Annotated in this window: 15 protein-coding genes; 5 read left to right on the top strand and 10 right to left on the bottom strand. The window is 67.0% G+C overall.

Annotated elements, in window-relative coordinates; translation table 11 throughout:
• Positions 1–175 precede the first annotated feature (175 nt).
• From QJ043_RS04275 to QJ043_RS04250, 6 genes are all read right to left on the bottom strand, one after another.
• Positions 176–622, bottom strand: coding sequence for an HIT family protein (locus QJ043_RS04275; protein WP_283713627.1), 447 nt, complete (start codon positions 620–622; stop codon positions 176–178).
• 39 nt (positions 623–661) lie between these two features.
• Entirely contained in the window at positions 662–1,969 is a 1,308-nt protein-coding gene (locus QJ043_RS04270) for an MFS transporter (protein ID WP_283713628.1), read from the bottom strand.
• A 48-nt stretch (positions 1,970–2,017) separates the two neighbouring features.
• Positions 2,018–2,968 carry a C-terminal binding protein gene (locus QJ043_RS04265; RefSeq protein WP_283713629.1) on the bottom strand — a complete coding sequence of 317 codons (951 nt, stop codon included), beginning with the start codon at positions 2,966–2,968 and terminating at the stop codon, positions 2,018–2,020.
• A gap of 71 nt (positions 2,969–3,039) precedes the next feature.
• Positions 3,040–3,714 carry an SDR family oxidoreductase gene (locus QJ043_RS04260; RefSeq protein WP_283713630.1) on the bottom strand — a complete coding sequence of 225 codons (675 nt, stop codon included), beginning with the start codon at positions 3,712–3,714 and terminating at the stop codon, positions 3,040–3,042.
• A gap of 522 nt (positions 3,715–4,236) precedes the next feature.
• Complete coding sequence (gene eda / locus QJ043_RS04255) at positions 4,237–4,911, bottom strand: bifunctional 4-hydroxy-2-oxoglutarate aldolase/2-dehydro-3-deoxy-phosphogluconate aldolase (RefSeq protein WP_283713631.1); 675 nt, start codon at positions 4,909–4,911, stop codon at positions 4,237–4,239.
• Positions 4,912–5,892, bottom strand: coding sequence for a sugar kinase (locus QJ043_RS04250; protein WP_283713632.1), 981 nt, complete (start codon positions 5,890–5,892; stop codon positions 4,912–4,914).
• Positions 5,893–6,161: 269 nt separating this feature from the next.
• Here QJ043_RS04250 and QJ043_RS04245 point away from each other — a divergent pair, with 269 nt between their 5' ends.
• The 3 genes from QJ043_RS04245 (at position 6,162) to QJ043_RS04235 (ending at position 9,965) form a co-directional block, all read left to right on the top strand.
• Positions 6,162–7,238: a 6-phosphofructokinase gene (locus QJ043_RS04245; protein WP_283713633.1), complete on the top strand. Its 1,077-nt coding sequence runs from the start codon at positions 6,162–6,164 to the stop codon at positions 7,236–7,238.
• Positions 7,239–7,449: 211 nt separating this feature from the next.
• Positions 7,450–9,330: a hypothetical protein gene (locus QJ043_RS04240; RefSeq protein WP_283713634.1), complete on the top strand. Its 1,881-nt coding sequence runs from the start codon at positions 7,450–7,452 to the stop codon at positions 9,328–9,330.
• A 14-nt stretch (positions 9,331–9,344) separates the two neighbouring features.
• Complete coding sequence (locus QJ043_RS04235; RefSeq protein ID WP_283722740.1) at positions 9,345–9,965, top strand: MBG domain-containing protein; 621 nt, start codon at positions 9,345–9,347, stop codon at positions 9,963–9,965.
• A 139-nt stretch (positions 9,966–10,104) separates the two neighbouring features.
• Here the strand turns inward: QJ043_RS04235 and QJ043_RS04230 are convergent, their stop codons facing one another.
• Entirely contained in the window at positions 10,105–10,377 is a 273-nt protein-coding gene (locus QJ043_RS04230; RefSeq protein WP_283713636.1) for a hypothetical protein, read from the bottom strand.
• A gap of 186 nt (positions 10,378–10,563) precedes the next feature.
• Between QJ043_RS04230 and QJ043_RS04225 the strand changes: the two genes are divergently transcribed.
• Both QJ043_RS04225 and QJ043_RS04220 read left to right on the top strand, forming a co-directional pair.
• Entirely contained in the window at positions 10,564–10,845 is a 282-nt protein-coding gene (locus QJ043_RS04225; RefSeq protein ID WP_283713637.1) for a hypothetical protein, read from the top strand.
• 1 nt (position 10,846) lies between these two features.
• Positions 10,847–11,146, top strand: coding sequence for a type II toxin-antitoxin system RelE/ParE family toxin (locus tag QJ043_RS04220; protein ID WP_283713638.1), 300 nt, complete (start codon positions 10,847–10,849; stop codon positions 11,144–11,146).
• Positions 11,147–11,189: 43 nt separating this feature from the next.
• On the opposite strand, the gene mtnA is transcribed toward QJ043_RS04220, so the two are convergent.
• From mtnA to QJ043_RS04205, 3 genes are all read right to left on the bottom strand, one after another.
• Positions 11,190–12,356, bottom strand: coding sequence for an S-methyl-5-thioribose-1-phosphate isomerase (gene mtnA, locus QJ043_RS04215; protein WP_283713639.1), 1,167 nt, complete (start codon positions 12,354–12,356; stop codon positions 11,190–11,192).
• A gap of 135 nt (positions 12,357–12,491) precedes the next feature.
• Positions 12,492–13,199, bottom strand: coding sequence for an MgtC/SapB family protein (locus QJ043_RS04210; protein WP_283713640.1), 708 nt, complete (start codon positions 13,197–13,199; stop codon positions 12,492–12,494).
• A gap of 78 nt (positions 13,200–13,277) precedes the next feature.
• The gene (locus QJ043_RS04205; protein ID WP_283713641.1) at positions 13,278–13,508 is read right to left on the bottom strand and encodes a hypothetical protein; all 231 of its coding nucleotides are present in this window, start codon (positions 13,506–13,508) and stop codon (positions 13,278–13,280) included.
• Positions 13,509–13,579: the final 71 nt, after the last annotated feature.

The following is a 13,579-nucleotide window of genomic DNA, read 5'->3' as shown; positions in this document are numbered from 1 at the left end:
TCCGGTTCCAGAAAAATGTTTCTCCGTAGAGAAACGTCGCCCGCGCGTCCCCGGGATGCTCCAGCCCCATGCAAAAGGGCGTCCGACCCTTGCAGAGTCGGGCGCCCCTCGCTCAAGAGAAGCCCCTTGGTGCGCCGGCGAGGCTCCGCCGGCGCGCCCCGCCGGCATCGCGGCGCTACGCCTCTACGGCCTCCACCGCGGCGAGCACCCGCCGGCCCAGGGCGTCGTACTCCTCGGCCGCGAGCTCCGTGCGGTGCGGGTTCATCGCGAACACGTCGCCGAACTCGTAGTCGTCGTCCGCGTACTTGGGGACCAGGTGGAAGTGCAGGTGGTGCATCTTGTCGCCATAGGCGCCAAAGTTGAGCTTGTCCGGCTTGAACTCCTTGCGGAGGGCCTTGGCCACGCGACGGACGTCGGCCAGGTACGCGAGCGCCTCGTCCTCGGAAAGGTCCGAGATGTCGTCCACGTGCTGCTTCGCGGCCACGATCACGCGGCCGGGATGGCTCTGCTCGCGGAAGAGGATGAGGTTGGAGCTGGGCAGCTCCTTGAGGAAGATCCCGAAGTCGGCGACGTCCGTGCCCGGCTCGCCGATGGTGCAGTACATGCAGTCGTTCTCAGCCATGATGGCTCCTTGGTCGTGGATGGGATGGATCGGCGGGCGTTACGCCGCCTCGTCGGACTCGACGGGCTCAAGGGCCGCAGGGGCACCAGGTTGCTCGGGTACGGGACTGGTCGCGGCCTCGATGGCCTGCTTGTCACGGACCCGGTTGAGCACACAAGCGTCCACCAGGGCGGCCACGGCCATGCAGCTCATGACCACGAGCACCACCGAGTAGCTGCCGACGGCCTGGGCGAGCGCCCCGGCACCCATGGAGCCCACGAGCGCGGCCAGGATGCCGTAGCTGTTCACGACGGCGAGGTTCTCGGCGAAGTTCGCGTTGCCCCAGACCTTGCGGACCACAAAGGCCATCGTGATGATCACGGCGCCCCAGCTGATGCCGGAGAGCAGGCAGCCAAAGATCTGCAGCGGGATGGAGCCCAAGGCCAACGACGCCTGCATCACGAGCGTGGCGGCCAGGAAGAGCAGGCTGGTCCCCACCATGAACCCGGCGCGGCCGACCTTGTCGAGGATGCCGCCGCCAAAGAGGCGCCCACAGCCGCTGCCGATGTTCACGAAGCCGATCACGAAGGCGGCCGTCATGGCGTCGGCGCCCAGCGAGACGGGGAACTCCTTGCCGATGCCCGTGATGCCCATGCCCACCGAGCCGAGCAGGAACATCCACAGGTAGAACAGGTAGAACGTGGGGTCGCGGAACAGGTACGCGGTGTCGTGGTCCACGGTGCCGGAGGCGTTGCCAGCGGACGCGCCGCACTTGTGGGACTGGGGCAGCGCGGCCAGCTCCTCGGCGCTCGGCATGCGGATGATGACCGAGGAGAGCAGCGTGAGCGCGCCGAAGATCAGCGCCATGCCCCAGAACACCCACTGCCACGGGACCGTCTGGTACACAGCGGTCACCACCGGCCCCAGGATGAAGCCGCCGAAGCCGTAGCCCATGAGGCAGATGCCCTGGGCGAGGCCCACGTGGTCAGGCCACCAGGCGGTGATGGTGGGCACGATCACGTTGTAGATGAAACCGATTCCAATGGACGCGATGACGCCGTAGGTCACATAGATGAGGCCGAGGCTGCCGGCGCCGTTCGCGAACGTGGAGCCGATGAAGCCCACCAGCAAAAAGGCGACGGCCACGAGGAGCACAAAGCGCACGTCGTGTTTCTTGAGCAGCTTGCCGGCCACGAGGTTGCCGATGGTGAAGGCGATCATGGACAGCGCGAAGATCACCGTCATGCCCGAGACCGACCACTCGAACTGGGCCTTGAGCGGGGCCATGACCACGGAGTAGGCGTAGATGAGGCCAAGGAACAGGAGCAGGACCGTGCCCACGATAAGGATGGGGATCCGTTTCTTCATGAGTGTCGCCCCCTTGGGACGGAGGCGCGGGAGGGCCCGCGCGGTGGGTTAGGTGAGAGAGTTGACGGGGTAGCGGACCGGCTCGCCGGCGGCGAAGCGCACGGACTCCTCGGCCACCTTGCGCTTGAGCTCGGCCGCCGCCTCCTCCGAGTACCACGCCATGTGCGGGGTGACCAGCAGGTTCTCGTGCCGGAACAGCGGGTCGTCCGGCGAGACCGGCTCGTGGGCCATGCAGTCCAAGGCGGCGCCGGCGATCTTGCCCTCGGTGAGCGCGCGGTCGAGGGCATCCTCGTCCACGATGCCGCCGCGGGCCACGTTGATCAGGTACGCGGTGTCCTTCATGCGGTCGAAGGCCTCGTCGTCGAACATGCCCATGGCGGTCTCGGGCGGGCAGTGGGCGGAGATGACGTCCGCGGTGCGCTGAAGCGTGTCCAGGTCCACCTGCTCGATGAAGTCGAACTCCTCGGAGGGCGAGAAGTACGGGTCGTAGCCGATGACCCTCATGCCCAGGGCATGGGCGCGCTTGGCGAACTCACGGCCGATGCGGCCGAGCCCCACGACGCCCACCGTGAGCTCCGAGAGCCGATGGCTCGGAATGGCGGCGGTGTAGTCCCAGCGCTCGGTCTTGGTCTGCTGGTTCATGGGCACCACCTTGCGGAGCAGCGCCATCATGAGCGCGATGGCCTGGTCGGCCACCTCGTTCATGCCGTAGTCGGGAACGTTGCAGACCTGCACGCCGTGCGCCGTGGCCGCGTCGACGTCCACGTTGTCCACGCCCACGCCGTAGCGGACCACCATCTTGAGGTTGGGCAGCGCCTCGAGCACCCGCTCGGTGACCGGCGCGTACTGGTTGATGAAGATGTCGGCGTCGGCGCAGCGCTGGATCAGCTCGTCCTCGGTGTGGCATTGCTCGAGCCGAAAGGGGAGCTGGGCGGCGTCGAGCACGCCCTGTTCGATGTCGATGGAATCGTGGTCGCAATCGGTGATGACCACCTGCATCGTGATCCTCCTTTGTGATGAGACGGGAAGGGACGCCGGGACGCCCCGGGCGCCCCGGCCGGGAAAGAGGGCTACTTGACCCAGTAGCCACCGTCGACGGGGATGACGGCGCCGTCGACGTAATCGGAGGCGCGGGAGGCCAGGAACACCGCGGCGCCCTTCATGTCGTCGCCGTTGCCCCAGCGATGGGCCGGGATGCGGTCCGTGATCTCCTTGCAGCGCGGGTTGGACGGGTCCGTGAGCGCGGTGTTCATGTCGGTGTCCATGTAGCCGGGCGCGATGGCGTTCACGTTCACGCCGCGTCCCGCCCACTCGTTGCAGAGCGCCTTGGTGAGCTGGGCCACACCGCCCTTGGAGGCCGCGTAGGCCGGCACGGTGAAGCCGCCGAAGAACGAGAGCATCGACGCCAGGTTGATGATCTTGCCGTAGCCCTTCTTGAGGAAGACGCGACCGGCCAGCTGGCACAACTGGAAGGTGGCGTTGAGGTTCACGTTGACGACCCAGTCCCAGTCCTCGAAGGGGAACTCCTCGGAGGGATGGCGCGCCTGGACGCCGGCGCAGTTCACCAGGATGTCGAGGTCGCCCAGGGTCTCGACGGCCTGGTTGAACGCCGCCTCGCAGGCCTCGCGGTCACCGATGTCCACCTTGATGCCATGGGCCTTGAGGCCGCGGTCGCAGAACTCCTGCGCGACGTTTGCCACGGTGTCCTTGGTGCCAGAGATCACGACCTCGGCGCCCGCCTCCATCAGGCCCTCGGCGATGCCGTGGCCGAGGCCACGGCATCGCCGGTGACGATGGCCTTCTTGCCAGTGAGGTCGAACAGGTTGGTGCTCATGGGTGCTCCTTTGGGGTTGGAAGGTGCAAAGCCTGAGGAGGGGGTGGCCAGCTCCCCGCCGTTACGGTGTTATATATTTCCAATGCTCCCAAGGGATCCCCGCACAACCGGTCGTCGCCCGCGAGCGGTCGAAAAACGACGATGGGCGGTTGGTGCTCCCATTGGCAGATAAACGCGCTGGTAAATAATCTGTTTGCGTGAACTCGTGCTGAATCTGCCGCTGTCGATGCAGCTCTTCTTGGTCAACGTGGCACGCAGGAACAGCGGCGAATGGCTCCTCTCGACCGGACCCATAACCTCTGAACTCTTGAAATATATTTACTGTTCACCAGTTGTGTGAAACAGCGTTCTCCAAAGTCCGCCCCACAGAAAGAGCGCCCCGCGGCGTTTGAGCCGGGGACGCTCCTCGAACCGGTGATGGAGTGGTTCGCGCTCAGGCGACGTGAGGTGCCGGCGCCCGACGGATTCTCGCCACCTCGGCGCTCGCCTCCCGGCAAAGGCGCTCCACTGTGGCCAGGTCGTGACTGGCCAGCGCTGTCGGGGGCGCCACCCACGTGCCACCCACACAGAAGACGGTGGGTTGGGCCAGGTAGTCCGCCGCCGAGTCGAGGCGGACGCCTCCCGTGCACATGAAGTGCACGTCCGCAAAGGGGCCGGCCAGGGCTTTGATGAGCGCGGGGCCGCCCAGCACCTGTGCCGGGAAGAGCTTGAGGGCCTTGACCCCTCGTTCCCGAGCCCTCATCACCTCGGTGGGCGTGGCCACGCCCGGCACGAACGGCACCCCTTCCGAGAGGCACCAGTCCAACGCCTCGGCCGGTATGCCGGGGGACACACAGAACTGGGCGCCCGCTGCCACTGCCGCCTTGGCGCACGCGAGGTCGCACACGGTCCCGGCGCCCACCAGCAGGTCCGGGCACTGGGCGCGCAGCTCTGCGATGGAGTCCGCAGCGGCCGGGGTGCGAAAGGTGACCTCGGCGGCCGGCAGCCCTCCGGCCTGCAGCGCGCGGCCCAGGGCAGGGGCCAGGGACGGGTCATCGATGGTCACAACGGGCACCACGCCCAAGGCCGAGAACCGCTCCACCAACTCCCGTTCCGTCAACGTTGCCATCTACGCCACCTCCCGAGGGGCCGCATCCGAGCAGCGGGGACGAGAGGCCATGAAGGACGCGAGTTCTTCCCGGGTGGGGAGGCCGTCGTTGTCACCGCGCACCGTGACCTGCACCGCGCCCACGGCACAGCCGCGCTCAACGGCCTCAGGCACAGGCAGGCCCTCCAGAAGGCCAGAGATCACACCGGCCGCGAACCCGTCGCCGGCGCCCACGGTGTCCACGACCTTCTCGACCACGAACCCCGGGACGACGCCACAGCGCCCCTGCGCGTCCGCGTAGTAGGCGCCCTGGGCCCCGAGCTTGATGACCACGAGCCGGCAGCCCCGCTCCAGGTACCACGCGGCGGCCTTCTCGGGATCGTCGGTGCCCACCAGCACCCGGCACTCGTTGATACCGGGGAGGAAGACGTCCGCGAGGCACGCCAGCTCGTTGGTGACGTCGCGCATGAGCTCCTCGCTCGCCCACAGCTGCGGGCGCAGGTTGCTGTCAAAGGACACGAGGGCGCCCGCGTCGTGGGCCCGGCCGGCCAGGTCCAGCATGGCCGCGCGACAGGAGTCCGAGAGCGCCGCGGAGATGCCCGTGATGTGGACGAGGCCGCAGCGGGACAGGTCGAGGCCGACCAGGTCCTGGGAGCAGAGCGTCGAGGCGGCCGAGCCCTTCCGGTAGTAGTAGATCTGTGGGTCGCCGGTCACGACCTGCGACTTCAGCATGAAGCCCGTGGGACGCCCCTCGGTGCGGAGCACCTGGTCCGTCGCGATGCCCTCGCGCTCCATGAGCTTGAGGATGCGGTCGCCAAAGGGATCGGGCCCCAGCTTGGTGAGGAACGAGGCCCGGTGCCCCAGGCGCGTGAGCCCAACGGCCACGTTGAACTCGGCGCCGGCCACCGCGAAATCGTAGGAGCCCACCTCGTCCAGGGGGCCCGGCTCGTTGGCGATGAAGAGCCCCATGGGCTCCCCTACCAAGAGAACGTTGTCTTCCATACATCCGCTCCTTCTCGTTCTTGCAGGTTGTTCGCTGTTTGCTTCCTGCTTATATATTTCCATGGCCACGGTCATGCTACCCACGTTGGGCCAAGGGCCTACCTGCCTTTTGGGGGAACGGGTGAGATTTCTCCTCAATGGGAGGAACCTGTTCGTTCAGCAGTTTTTCAAGGGACGGGTTATGGGAAACTTTCCGGTGCGTGCATGCAACGCGCGCACGGGAGAAGGCGCCCCCGCAGAGGGCGAGGGCCTGATGAGAGGGGCACTCCATGCTTCGAGTCGGCATGCTCACGAGCGGCGGCGACTGCCAGGCGCTCAACGCGACGATGCGGGCCATCGTCAAGACGCTCGCCTACAACACGGAGGGCAAGCTGGAGGTCTACGGCTTCCTCGACGGCTACCAGGGCCTCATCCGCAACCGCTACACGAGGCTCACGCAGGAGGACTTCGCCGCGACCCTCACGCACGGGGGCACCATCCTCGGCACGAGCCGCACCCCCTTCAAGGAGCTGGACGAGCCCACCTCCGACGGCATCCAGAAGGTGCCGGCCATGGTCGCCAACTACCGCAAGCTCAAGCTGGACTGCCTGTTCATGCTCGGCGGCAACGGCTCCACCAAGACGGCCAACCGCCTGCGCGAGGAGGGCCTCAACGTCATCGCGCTGCCCAAGACCATCGACAACGACACCTGGGGCACGGACATGACCTTTGGCTTCACCTCGGCGGTCGAGGTGGCCACCCGGTGCATCGACGACATCCGCACCACCGCCACGAGCCATGGGCGCGTCTTCGTGATCGAGATCATGGGTCACAAGGTGGGCTGGATCCCCCTGTACGCCGGCATCGCGGGCGGCGCGGACGTGATCTTGATCCCCGAGATCCCCTACGACATCGACAAGGTGGTGGACGCCATCAACGAGGTGCACGGCGACGGCGAGCGCTACTCGATCATCGTCGTGGCCGAGGGCGCGCGCACCAAGGAGGAGGCCAGCCTCTCCAAGAAGGCCTACAAGGCCAAGGTGGCCGCTCGCGTGAAGCCCTCGGTGGCCTACGAGATCGCCGAGGAGATCGCCCGGCGCACGGACCGCGAGGTGCGCGTGGCGGTGCCCGGCCACACGCAGCGCGGCGGCGCCCCGGACGCCCAGGACCGCATCTTCGCGACCCAGTGCGGCGTCGAGGCGGCCATGGGCTGCCTCGAGGGCAAGTTCGGCTTCATGGTGAGCCAGAAGAAGGGCAAGATGTGCCGCGTGCCGCTGGAGGACGTGGCCGGCAAGCTCAAGTACATCGACCCCGACGGCGAGGTGGTGCGCGAGGCCCGCGCGCTCGGCATCTCGTTCGGCGACTGACCGTCGAGTCCGACAACCGACCATCGAGAAGCGCGCAACGCCCGCTCGGTTCTGGCCGAGCGGGCGTTTTTCTGTCTGCGGCGCGATCGAGCCGCAATGCCGGGCTCATTCTCTACACACCGTAAAGACATCTTGTTTTTAACGGATTCCGGCGCGTCCTAGTATTTGCATATGACGATATGTTTGATACTTAATGAAAGGACGATTTGCTGTGCAGTGCTCCTCGCGCCTCGGAATCCTCGTCGCCCGTGAGAAGGAAGGGTCGTCGCCCTTCTCCAATCCCCGGCTCACCGCAGGCCTCATGGGCGCCACCATCGGAGCGTCCATCGCACTTCTCGGCGTGACCCCGGCCATCGCTGCCCCGGCCGTTGCCGACGAGACGCAACCCCTCGCCACGGAGGAGGTCTCCTCCACCGAGACCAGCGACCCGACAGGGGGGCAGCCCGCGACGGAGGCTGCCACTCCGGCCGCCGACGAGAACGCTGTGTCCGATCAGGACACTCCCGATGCCCAGGACGCCGCGACTGGCGCGAGCACCACAGCACCCTTGACCTCCCAAACCGCCGGCGCGCAGGCCCTCACCAACGCGACGGCCGCCGGATCGGTCATCTACAACGGTGGCAAGGATGCCCTCACCACCAAGGACTCCGTGTCCCAGGGCCTTTGGATCAGCGCCACCGACACGCCCACGAGCCAGACCATGGACTCGGGCTCCAACACCACCTCGGCCATCCTCGACGCCACCAAGACGGACGGCTCCCTCGACGCCCACGTCGCCCTCGAGAACCACGAGGACCGCCCAGTGAAGGTGGAGGAGATCCTGTGCCTGCCCAACTTCCAGCTCTCGGGCGCCGACCGCGCCAACGGCCATCACATCCAGGTGGTCCTCGACGGGCAACGCGTGGAAGAGCGGCCTGTCACCCTGGGCCTTACGGACGAGACGGTCACCTTCTCCATCACTCCGGGCGAGTACCTGCCCCTCGATGCCCTCAAGGCCAAGTACCCCGATTTCTCCTGGGAGCAGGTGGTGGCCCTTATGGCCCAGGGATGGATCCCGGCCGGAACGCGCCTCGACGCCTCGGTGCCCCTCAGGGTGGCCAACCTTGAAGCCATGAACCACGACCTCGACGACATCGCCGCCGGCAAGGCCCCAGCAAACGACAGCCCCGCCAACCGGGCCTTTACCGTGAGTGCCCTCCATTGGCGCTGGGACGACGACGGCGCGTTCGCGTACGACTCGTCCCTGTCCTCGTCGGTGACCATGCACCTCGAGAAGCCCCTGACGGCCCTCATGGAGCACATCCGCCAGGTCACCCAGGGCAACGCGCGATGGGACGCCACGATCATGCGCACCGACGAGGCGGGGCTACGGGTCTACGAACCTGCCCCCGATGCGGTGCAGGCGGCGCTCCAGCCCCTCTCCTACTCCGACTTCGTCTTCAAGAACTTCGGCGTCGCCGGCGACACCCTCTACAGCGACGGCAGCTACGACATCAAGCTCGAGGGGGCCTTCGACTCTGTGAAGGACCTGGGCTACACCGTCAACATCCTGCCCGACGGCACCGGCATCTGGCCGTACTACTCCTACAACACCGCGAACGGCCCCATAACGTCGGTCCGTCCTGGCGCTGACCCGGCCAAGCCCTCCATCTACCTGCAGGTCAGCCGCGTGTTCGACACCAAGGACCTTGTCATGGACGCGCCGGGGAGCTGGTCGGCCTCAAAGAACCTGACAAGCGCCTCGGTGGAGCGCTACCGGCGCGACACCATGGCCCTCGCCAGCACCGAGAACCTCATGGAGACCGGCAACTACTCCTACGCCGTCCTTGACGAGAACGGCACCGAGGTGGCGCAGGGCACCGGCAACGGAACCATCGACCACCTTGCGCCCGGCGCCTACGTCGTGCGCTACACCTACCAAATCGACCCCAGCCACAAGGTGACCAAGACCGCCCACATCGAGGTCAAGGCCCTCACGTTCGACGCGAGCCAGCCGAGCGACACCGTCTACAACGGCCAGGAGCAGCACATGGACCTTGTGGCCACCGATGCGAGCGGTCGCACCTGCGCCCCGGTGTCGACTACACCCTGACGTACAGCCCGGCCGTGGACGCCGGGTCGGTGACCGTGACCGCCACGGGGCTGGGAGACTACACCGGCTGCACCGTGCAACGCACCTACCTCATCGCGCCGGCGCCCCTCGAGGTGGTCACCGACGGGGCCAGCAAACCCTACGACGGCACGCCCCTCACGGCCGGAGGCACCCTCTCCGGCCTCGTCGGCGGGGAGACCGCGACCCTGAGCACCACCGGCAGCCAAACGGAGGTGGGCTCGTCCCCCAACACCTACGAGCTCCTCTGGGACGGCACGGCCAAGGAAAGCAACTACCAGGTGGCCGCCCAGCGCCTGGGCACCCTCACGGTGGAGAAGGCGAAGGCGACGGAGCCCGATGGCCCCTCCGACCCCGACCGTAACGACGGGACGGGCGCCGGCACCGAGAAGGACGGGGCGACACCGCAGAGCGACAGGGCGACAGCCCCGAAGGTTGCAGGGACCCAGACATCCGCGACGTCCCGCCACGCCGGCTCGCGTCCCGGCGCGGCCACCGTGCCCCCGCTCGGCGACGAGGGCGCCCAGCCGCTCACCTTCGCGGGCGCTGCGGCCGCCCTCGCCTCGCTGGGCGCCGTTCTTCTCGCTCCCTGGAAGCGGGCCAAGACAGCCCGCTGATTCTAAATGCAGATGGGGCACCCCGCGGGGTGCCCCATCCCTTTGGAGCCGACGACATCACGTGCCGGTCAAGCTCGCGTTCGATCGTCTCGGTACGCAGGCAGTCTCTGGCGCCGACTCCTTCAACCTGCGGAAGCGCTTACCACCAAATCCACCAGGGGTCGCCGAGCGGCATCCAGCTGTCCGGCAGGCAGAACTGGAACACGGCCAGCACGATCGCGATCACCGTGATGACGATGTACCAGGTGCGGCCGTATCCGGACGGGGTGGTCGCGCAGAGCCAGATCAAGAAGATGATCCACGCGATCAGGACGACGTTGTAGACCCAGCCCCAGGTGAAGAGGATGAGAATCGGGAAGATGATGTCGAGCGCCAGGATGATCTGGTCGCGCCGCTCCGAGGGCCATTCCATGGAAGCCTCCTGTGGTCGATGCCGTTGACTCCCGGTTGGTACCCCTTGGGAGCCCAACGACCCCACCGGGGCGTCAGAGAACGCGAGGGCTCTTCAGCCGATGTGTCCAGAGTGGCTCCGCGACCGCTGCGCAGAGTATACTGATTGTATATTCTCAGCATCCAAAGATTGGGAGGTGTCCCATCCATGGCAACCATGGACGCCGCCATCACCACCCGGCTCCCGAAGGGCGACAAAGAGGCCGTCACATCGATCGTCGAGACCCTTGGCTTCGACGTCCCCTCCGTGACCCGCGCCTTCTACCTTCAGATCATCAGGACCGGCCACATCCCGCTGGACATGACCGTGGAGACGTACAACACCGAGGACCCGGCGTTCCTCGAGTCCGAGGCCTTCTTCGCGTCCGGCAGGGCAGGCTCCTATACCGACACCGCTGAGATGCTCGCCGACATCCTCGCAAAGGACTGACGTGCCAGCGCTCATCCTTCAGCCCTCCGGCGCCTTCAGGCGGGATCTTAAGAGGGCGGCGGCTAAAGGGGTCGACATCGAGGCCGTGCAGGACGTCGTCGAGCTCGTGCGTCGCAACGACCCGGACTCTCTGGCCGAATTGCGCCGGCGTCATCGCTGCCATCTCCTGGAGCCGAAGCGAGCCGGCATTTGGGAGTGCCACGTCGCAAACACGGGCGACCTCCTCTTGACCTGGAGGACGGACGGGAAGACCGCCTACCTCCTGCATCTCGGAGACCACGACCACGCGCTCGGCCGTTAGGCCCGCGGCCTTCCGCGACCCCGGGCGGCATGCCGAGCTCTCGCTAGCCCTCCACCATCTCCCGCAGCGACTGCTCGAACGGCGGGTACGCGATGCCCTTCTCCGTGACGATGCCCGCAATGTGGGGCGCCGGCGTCACGTCGAAGGCCGGGTTGTAGACCTCGATGCCCTCCGGCGCCATGCGCTGGGCGTAGTGCAGCTCCGTGACCTCGCTCGCCGCTCGCTGTTCGATAGCGATGTCCTCGCCGGAAGCGCAGGAGAGGTCGATGGTGCTCGTGGGCGCGCAGACATAGAACGGCACGTCGTGCGCCCGGGCCGCGAGCGCCAGGAGCGAGGTGCCAATCTTGTTGGCCGTGTCGCCGTTTGCCGCGATGCGGTCCGCACCGACAAACACCAGGTCGACGGCACCGGTGCCCATCAACGAGTTGCTCATGTTGTCGCACAAAAGCGTGGTGGGCACGCCCGCCTGCGACAGCTCGAGCGCGGTGAGACGGGCGCCCTGCAACAGGGGGCGCGTCTCGTCGCAGTAGGCTCGCAGCGGGACGTCCTGCTCGAAGGCCGTGTAGATGGGGGCCGTCGCGGTGCCCATCTCCACCGCGCACAGGCGTCCGGCGTTGCAATGGGTGAGGACGCCCACGGGAGCGTCCTTCTCGGCCGCGAGGGCCGCCACGAGCGGGGCGCCATGCTCGCCAATGGCCCGGCAGCGCTCGACGTCCTCGGCGATCACCGCGTTGGCCTCGTCGCGCAGAGCCGCCACGACGGCGCGAGCGGACGCGCCCTCGTCGGCCAGCCGGTGCGCCAGCTCCGCCATGCGGCGCGTGGCCCAGGACAGGTTCACGGCCGTGGGGCGGGCGGAGTCCAAGTAGGCGCGGGTCTCGTCCAGGTGGGCGAGCAAGTCGTTGACGTTGGGCTCGTAGGCGAAGGCCCAGTCCGCGTCCGCGCCGCTCATGATCGCGAGCGACTCCAGCTCCTGCATCCAGTGGTACGCGTCGATGTACATGCCGATGGCCGCGGCCACGCCGATGGCGGGCGCGCCGCGCACCTCGAGCCGGTCGATGGCGCGGTAGAGCTGCTCGCGCGTGTCCAAGTGCTCGAGCACCACGCGGTTGGGCAGCAGAGTCTGGTCGATGATCACGCAGGCGCCGGCCCTCTCGTCGAGGGCGACGGTCGGGACGCCGGCGATGGACTCGAGGTCCTCGTGCCATTCCATGGGAGCCTCCTGGGACGTCTGGTCGATGGCCTCCCAGTATGGGCGAAGCGCCCCGACGAGTCAGCAGCGGTCGGGTAACGACTCACGGTGGGTTTGATGCGTCGAAGCCCAACGGGCAGTGCCTCGTTGTGGGGTTTATATCTCGTCGACGAAGCTGACGTAGGGCAGCATCTGCACGGCGTCGATGAAGGAGTCCTTGCGGCCCATGTTGGGCAGCGTGACGCAGACCGTCGCGGCCAGGTACTTGCCGCCGGTCTCGCCCCCGATGATTTGAAAGTTGCTGTATGAGCAGTCCCACTGGTGCAGCTTCTTGAGCAGGTCCTTGATGCCCGAGCGCGTGTCGAACTCGATGTAGAGGTCGAAGTTGCGGGTGAACTGATGCGTGAGCTTGTCGCACGCGGAGAGCACCGTGAACGTGAACAGCACGAAGAGCAGCGACAACAGCGTGGTGGGCACGTCGCCGATGCCTGCGGCAAGGCCGATGCAGCCGTCCACCCAGAGGCCCGCGGCCGTGGTCAGCCCGCGCACCTCGTTCTTGCCGGTGACGATGATGGTGCCCACGCCGAGGAACCCGATGCCGCCCACGACGCCGGCCGCGATACGGGCCATGTCGATGGAGGCGCCCGGCATCGTCTCCTTGATGTACTGCGAGACGATCATCGCGAGCGCGGCGCCGATGGCCACGAGCACGTGCGTCTTGATGCCGGCGCCCTTGCCCTTGAACTCGCGGTTGGCCCCGATGATGATGCCCACGATCATCGCCAAGAGCAGGCGCAGGAAGATGCCGGTGACGGACCATCCGGCGGTGGTGGCGATGAAGTCGTCCCAAAGGGGGCCAAGCATGGAGAACTCCGAGGTTGTGAGGGTGAAACGATCCCCTACAACCTACCCGCTTTAAGGGACAGCGTCCTTTAAGGGTGCTCAGCGGGGCTTGCGGTGGGTGAGGTGCCAGCCGCCGCAGTCAGGGCATTGGTACACATAGAGGGCCGGGGCGTCCTTCTTGCGCGATCCGGCCTTGGCGGCCTTTTGGGCCTCCACTTTGGTGGCGTAGCGCTTCTTGCGAACGCAGGAGCGGTACTCCGAGAAGGACTGGCCCGGGGCGGCGTGGGCGCGAGAGCGCGACGGCTTGTCGGTGCGACGATGGCCGGGCATGGGTCCCCCTCTCGGTCCGCGCATGTGCAAAAGGGGACTGTCCCCATTTGCACACTTTTGCACACGCAGGG

It is taken from the genome of Kribbibacterium absianum (genome assembly GCF_030067705.1).
GTDB classification, from domain to species: Bacteria; Actinomycetota; Coriobacteriia; order Coriobacteriales; family Atopobiaceae; genus Kribbibacterium; species Kribbibacterium absianum.
Note: the sequence above shows the minus strand (reverse complement) of the source record. Positions and strands in the feature narration are given on the sequence as shown.

Coding starts and splice junctions, on each gene's coding strand:
- QJ043_RS04265 (WP_283713629.1), bottom strand. CDS start 2,968: ATGCAGGTGGTCATCACCGATTGCGACCACGATTCCATCGACATCGAA.
- eda (WP_283713631.1), bottom strand. CDS start 4,911: ATGGCAACGTTGACGGAACGGGAGTTGGTGGAGCGGTTCTCGGCCTTG.
- QJ043_RS04260 (WP_283713630.1), bottom strand. CDS start 3,714: ATGGAGGCGGGCGCCGAGGTCGTGATCTCTGGCACCAAGGACACCGTG.
- QJ043_RS04210 (WP_283713640.1), bottom strand. CDS start 13,199: ATGCTTGGCCCCCTTTGGGACGACTTCATCGCCACCACCGCCGGATGG.
- QJ043_RS04250 (WP_283713632.1), bottom strand. CDS start 5,892: ATGGAAGACAACGTTCTCTTGGTAGGGGAGCCCATGGGGCTCTTCATC.
- QJ043_RS04275 (WP_283713627.1), bottom strand. CDS start 622: ATGGCTGAGAACGACTGCATGTACTGCACCATCGGCGAGCCGGGCACG.
- QJ043_RS04245 (WP_283713633.1), top strand. CDS start 6,162: ATGCTTCGAGTCGGCATGCTCACGAGCGGCGGCGACTGCCAGGCGCTC.
- QJ043_RS04225 (WP_283713637.1), top strand. CDS start 10,564: ATGGCAACCATGGACGCCGCCATCACCACCCGGCTCCCGAAGGGCGAC.
- QJ043_RS04270 (WP_283713628.1), bottom strand. CDS start 1,969: ATGAAGAAACGGATCCCCATCCTTATCGTGGGCACGGTCCTGCTCCTG.
- mtnA (WP_283713639.1), bottom strand. CDS start 12,356: ATGGAATGGCACGAGGACCTCGAGTCCATCGCCGGCGTCCCGACCGTC.
- QJ043_RS04205 (WP_283713641.1), bottom strand. CDS start 13,508: ATGCCCGGCCATCGTCGCACCGACAAGCCGTCGCGCTCTCGCGCCCAC.
- QJ043_RS04230 (WP_283713636.1), bottom strand. CDS start 10,377: ATGGAATGGCCCTCGGAGCGGCGCGACCAGATCATCCTGGCGCTCGAC.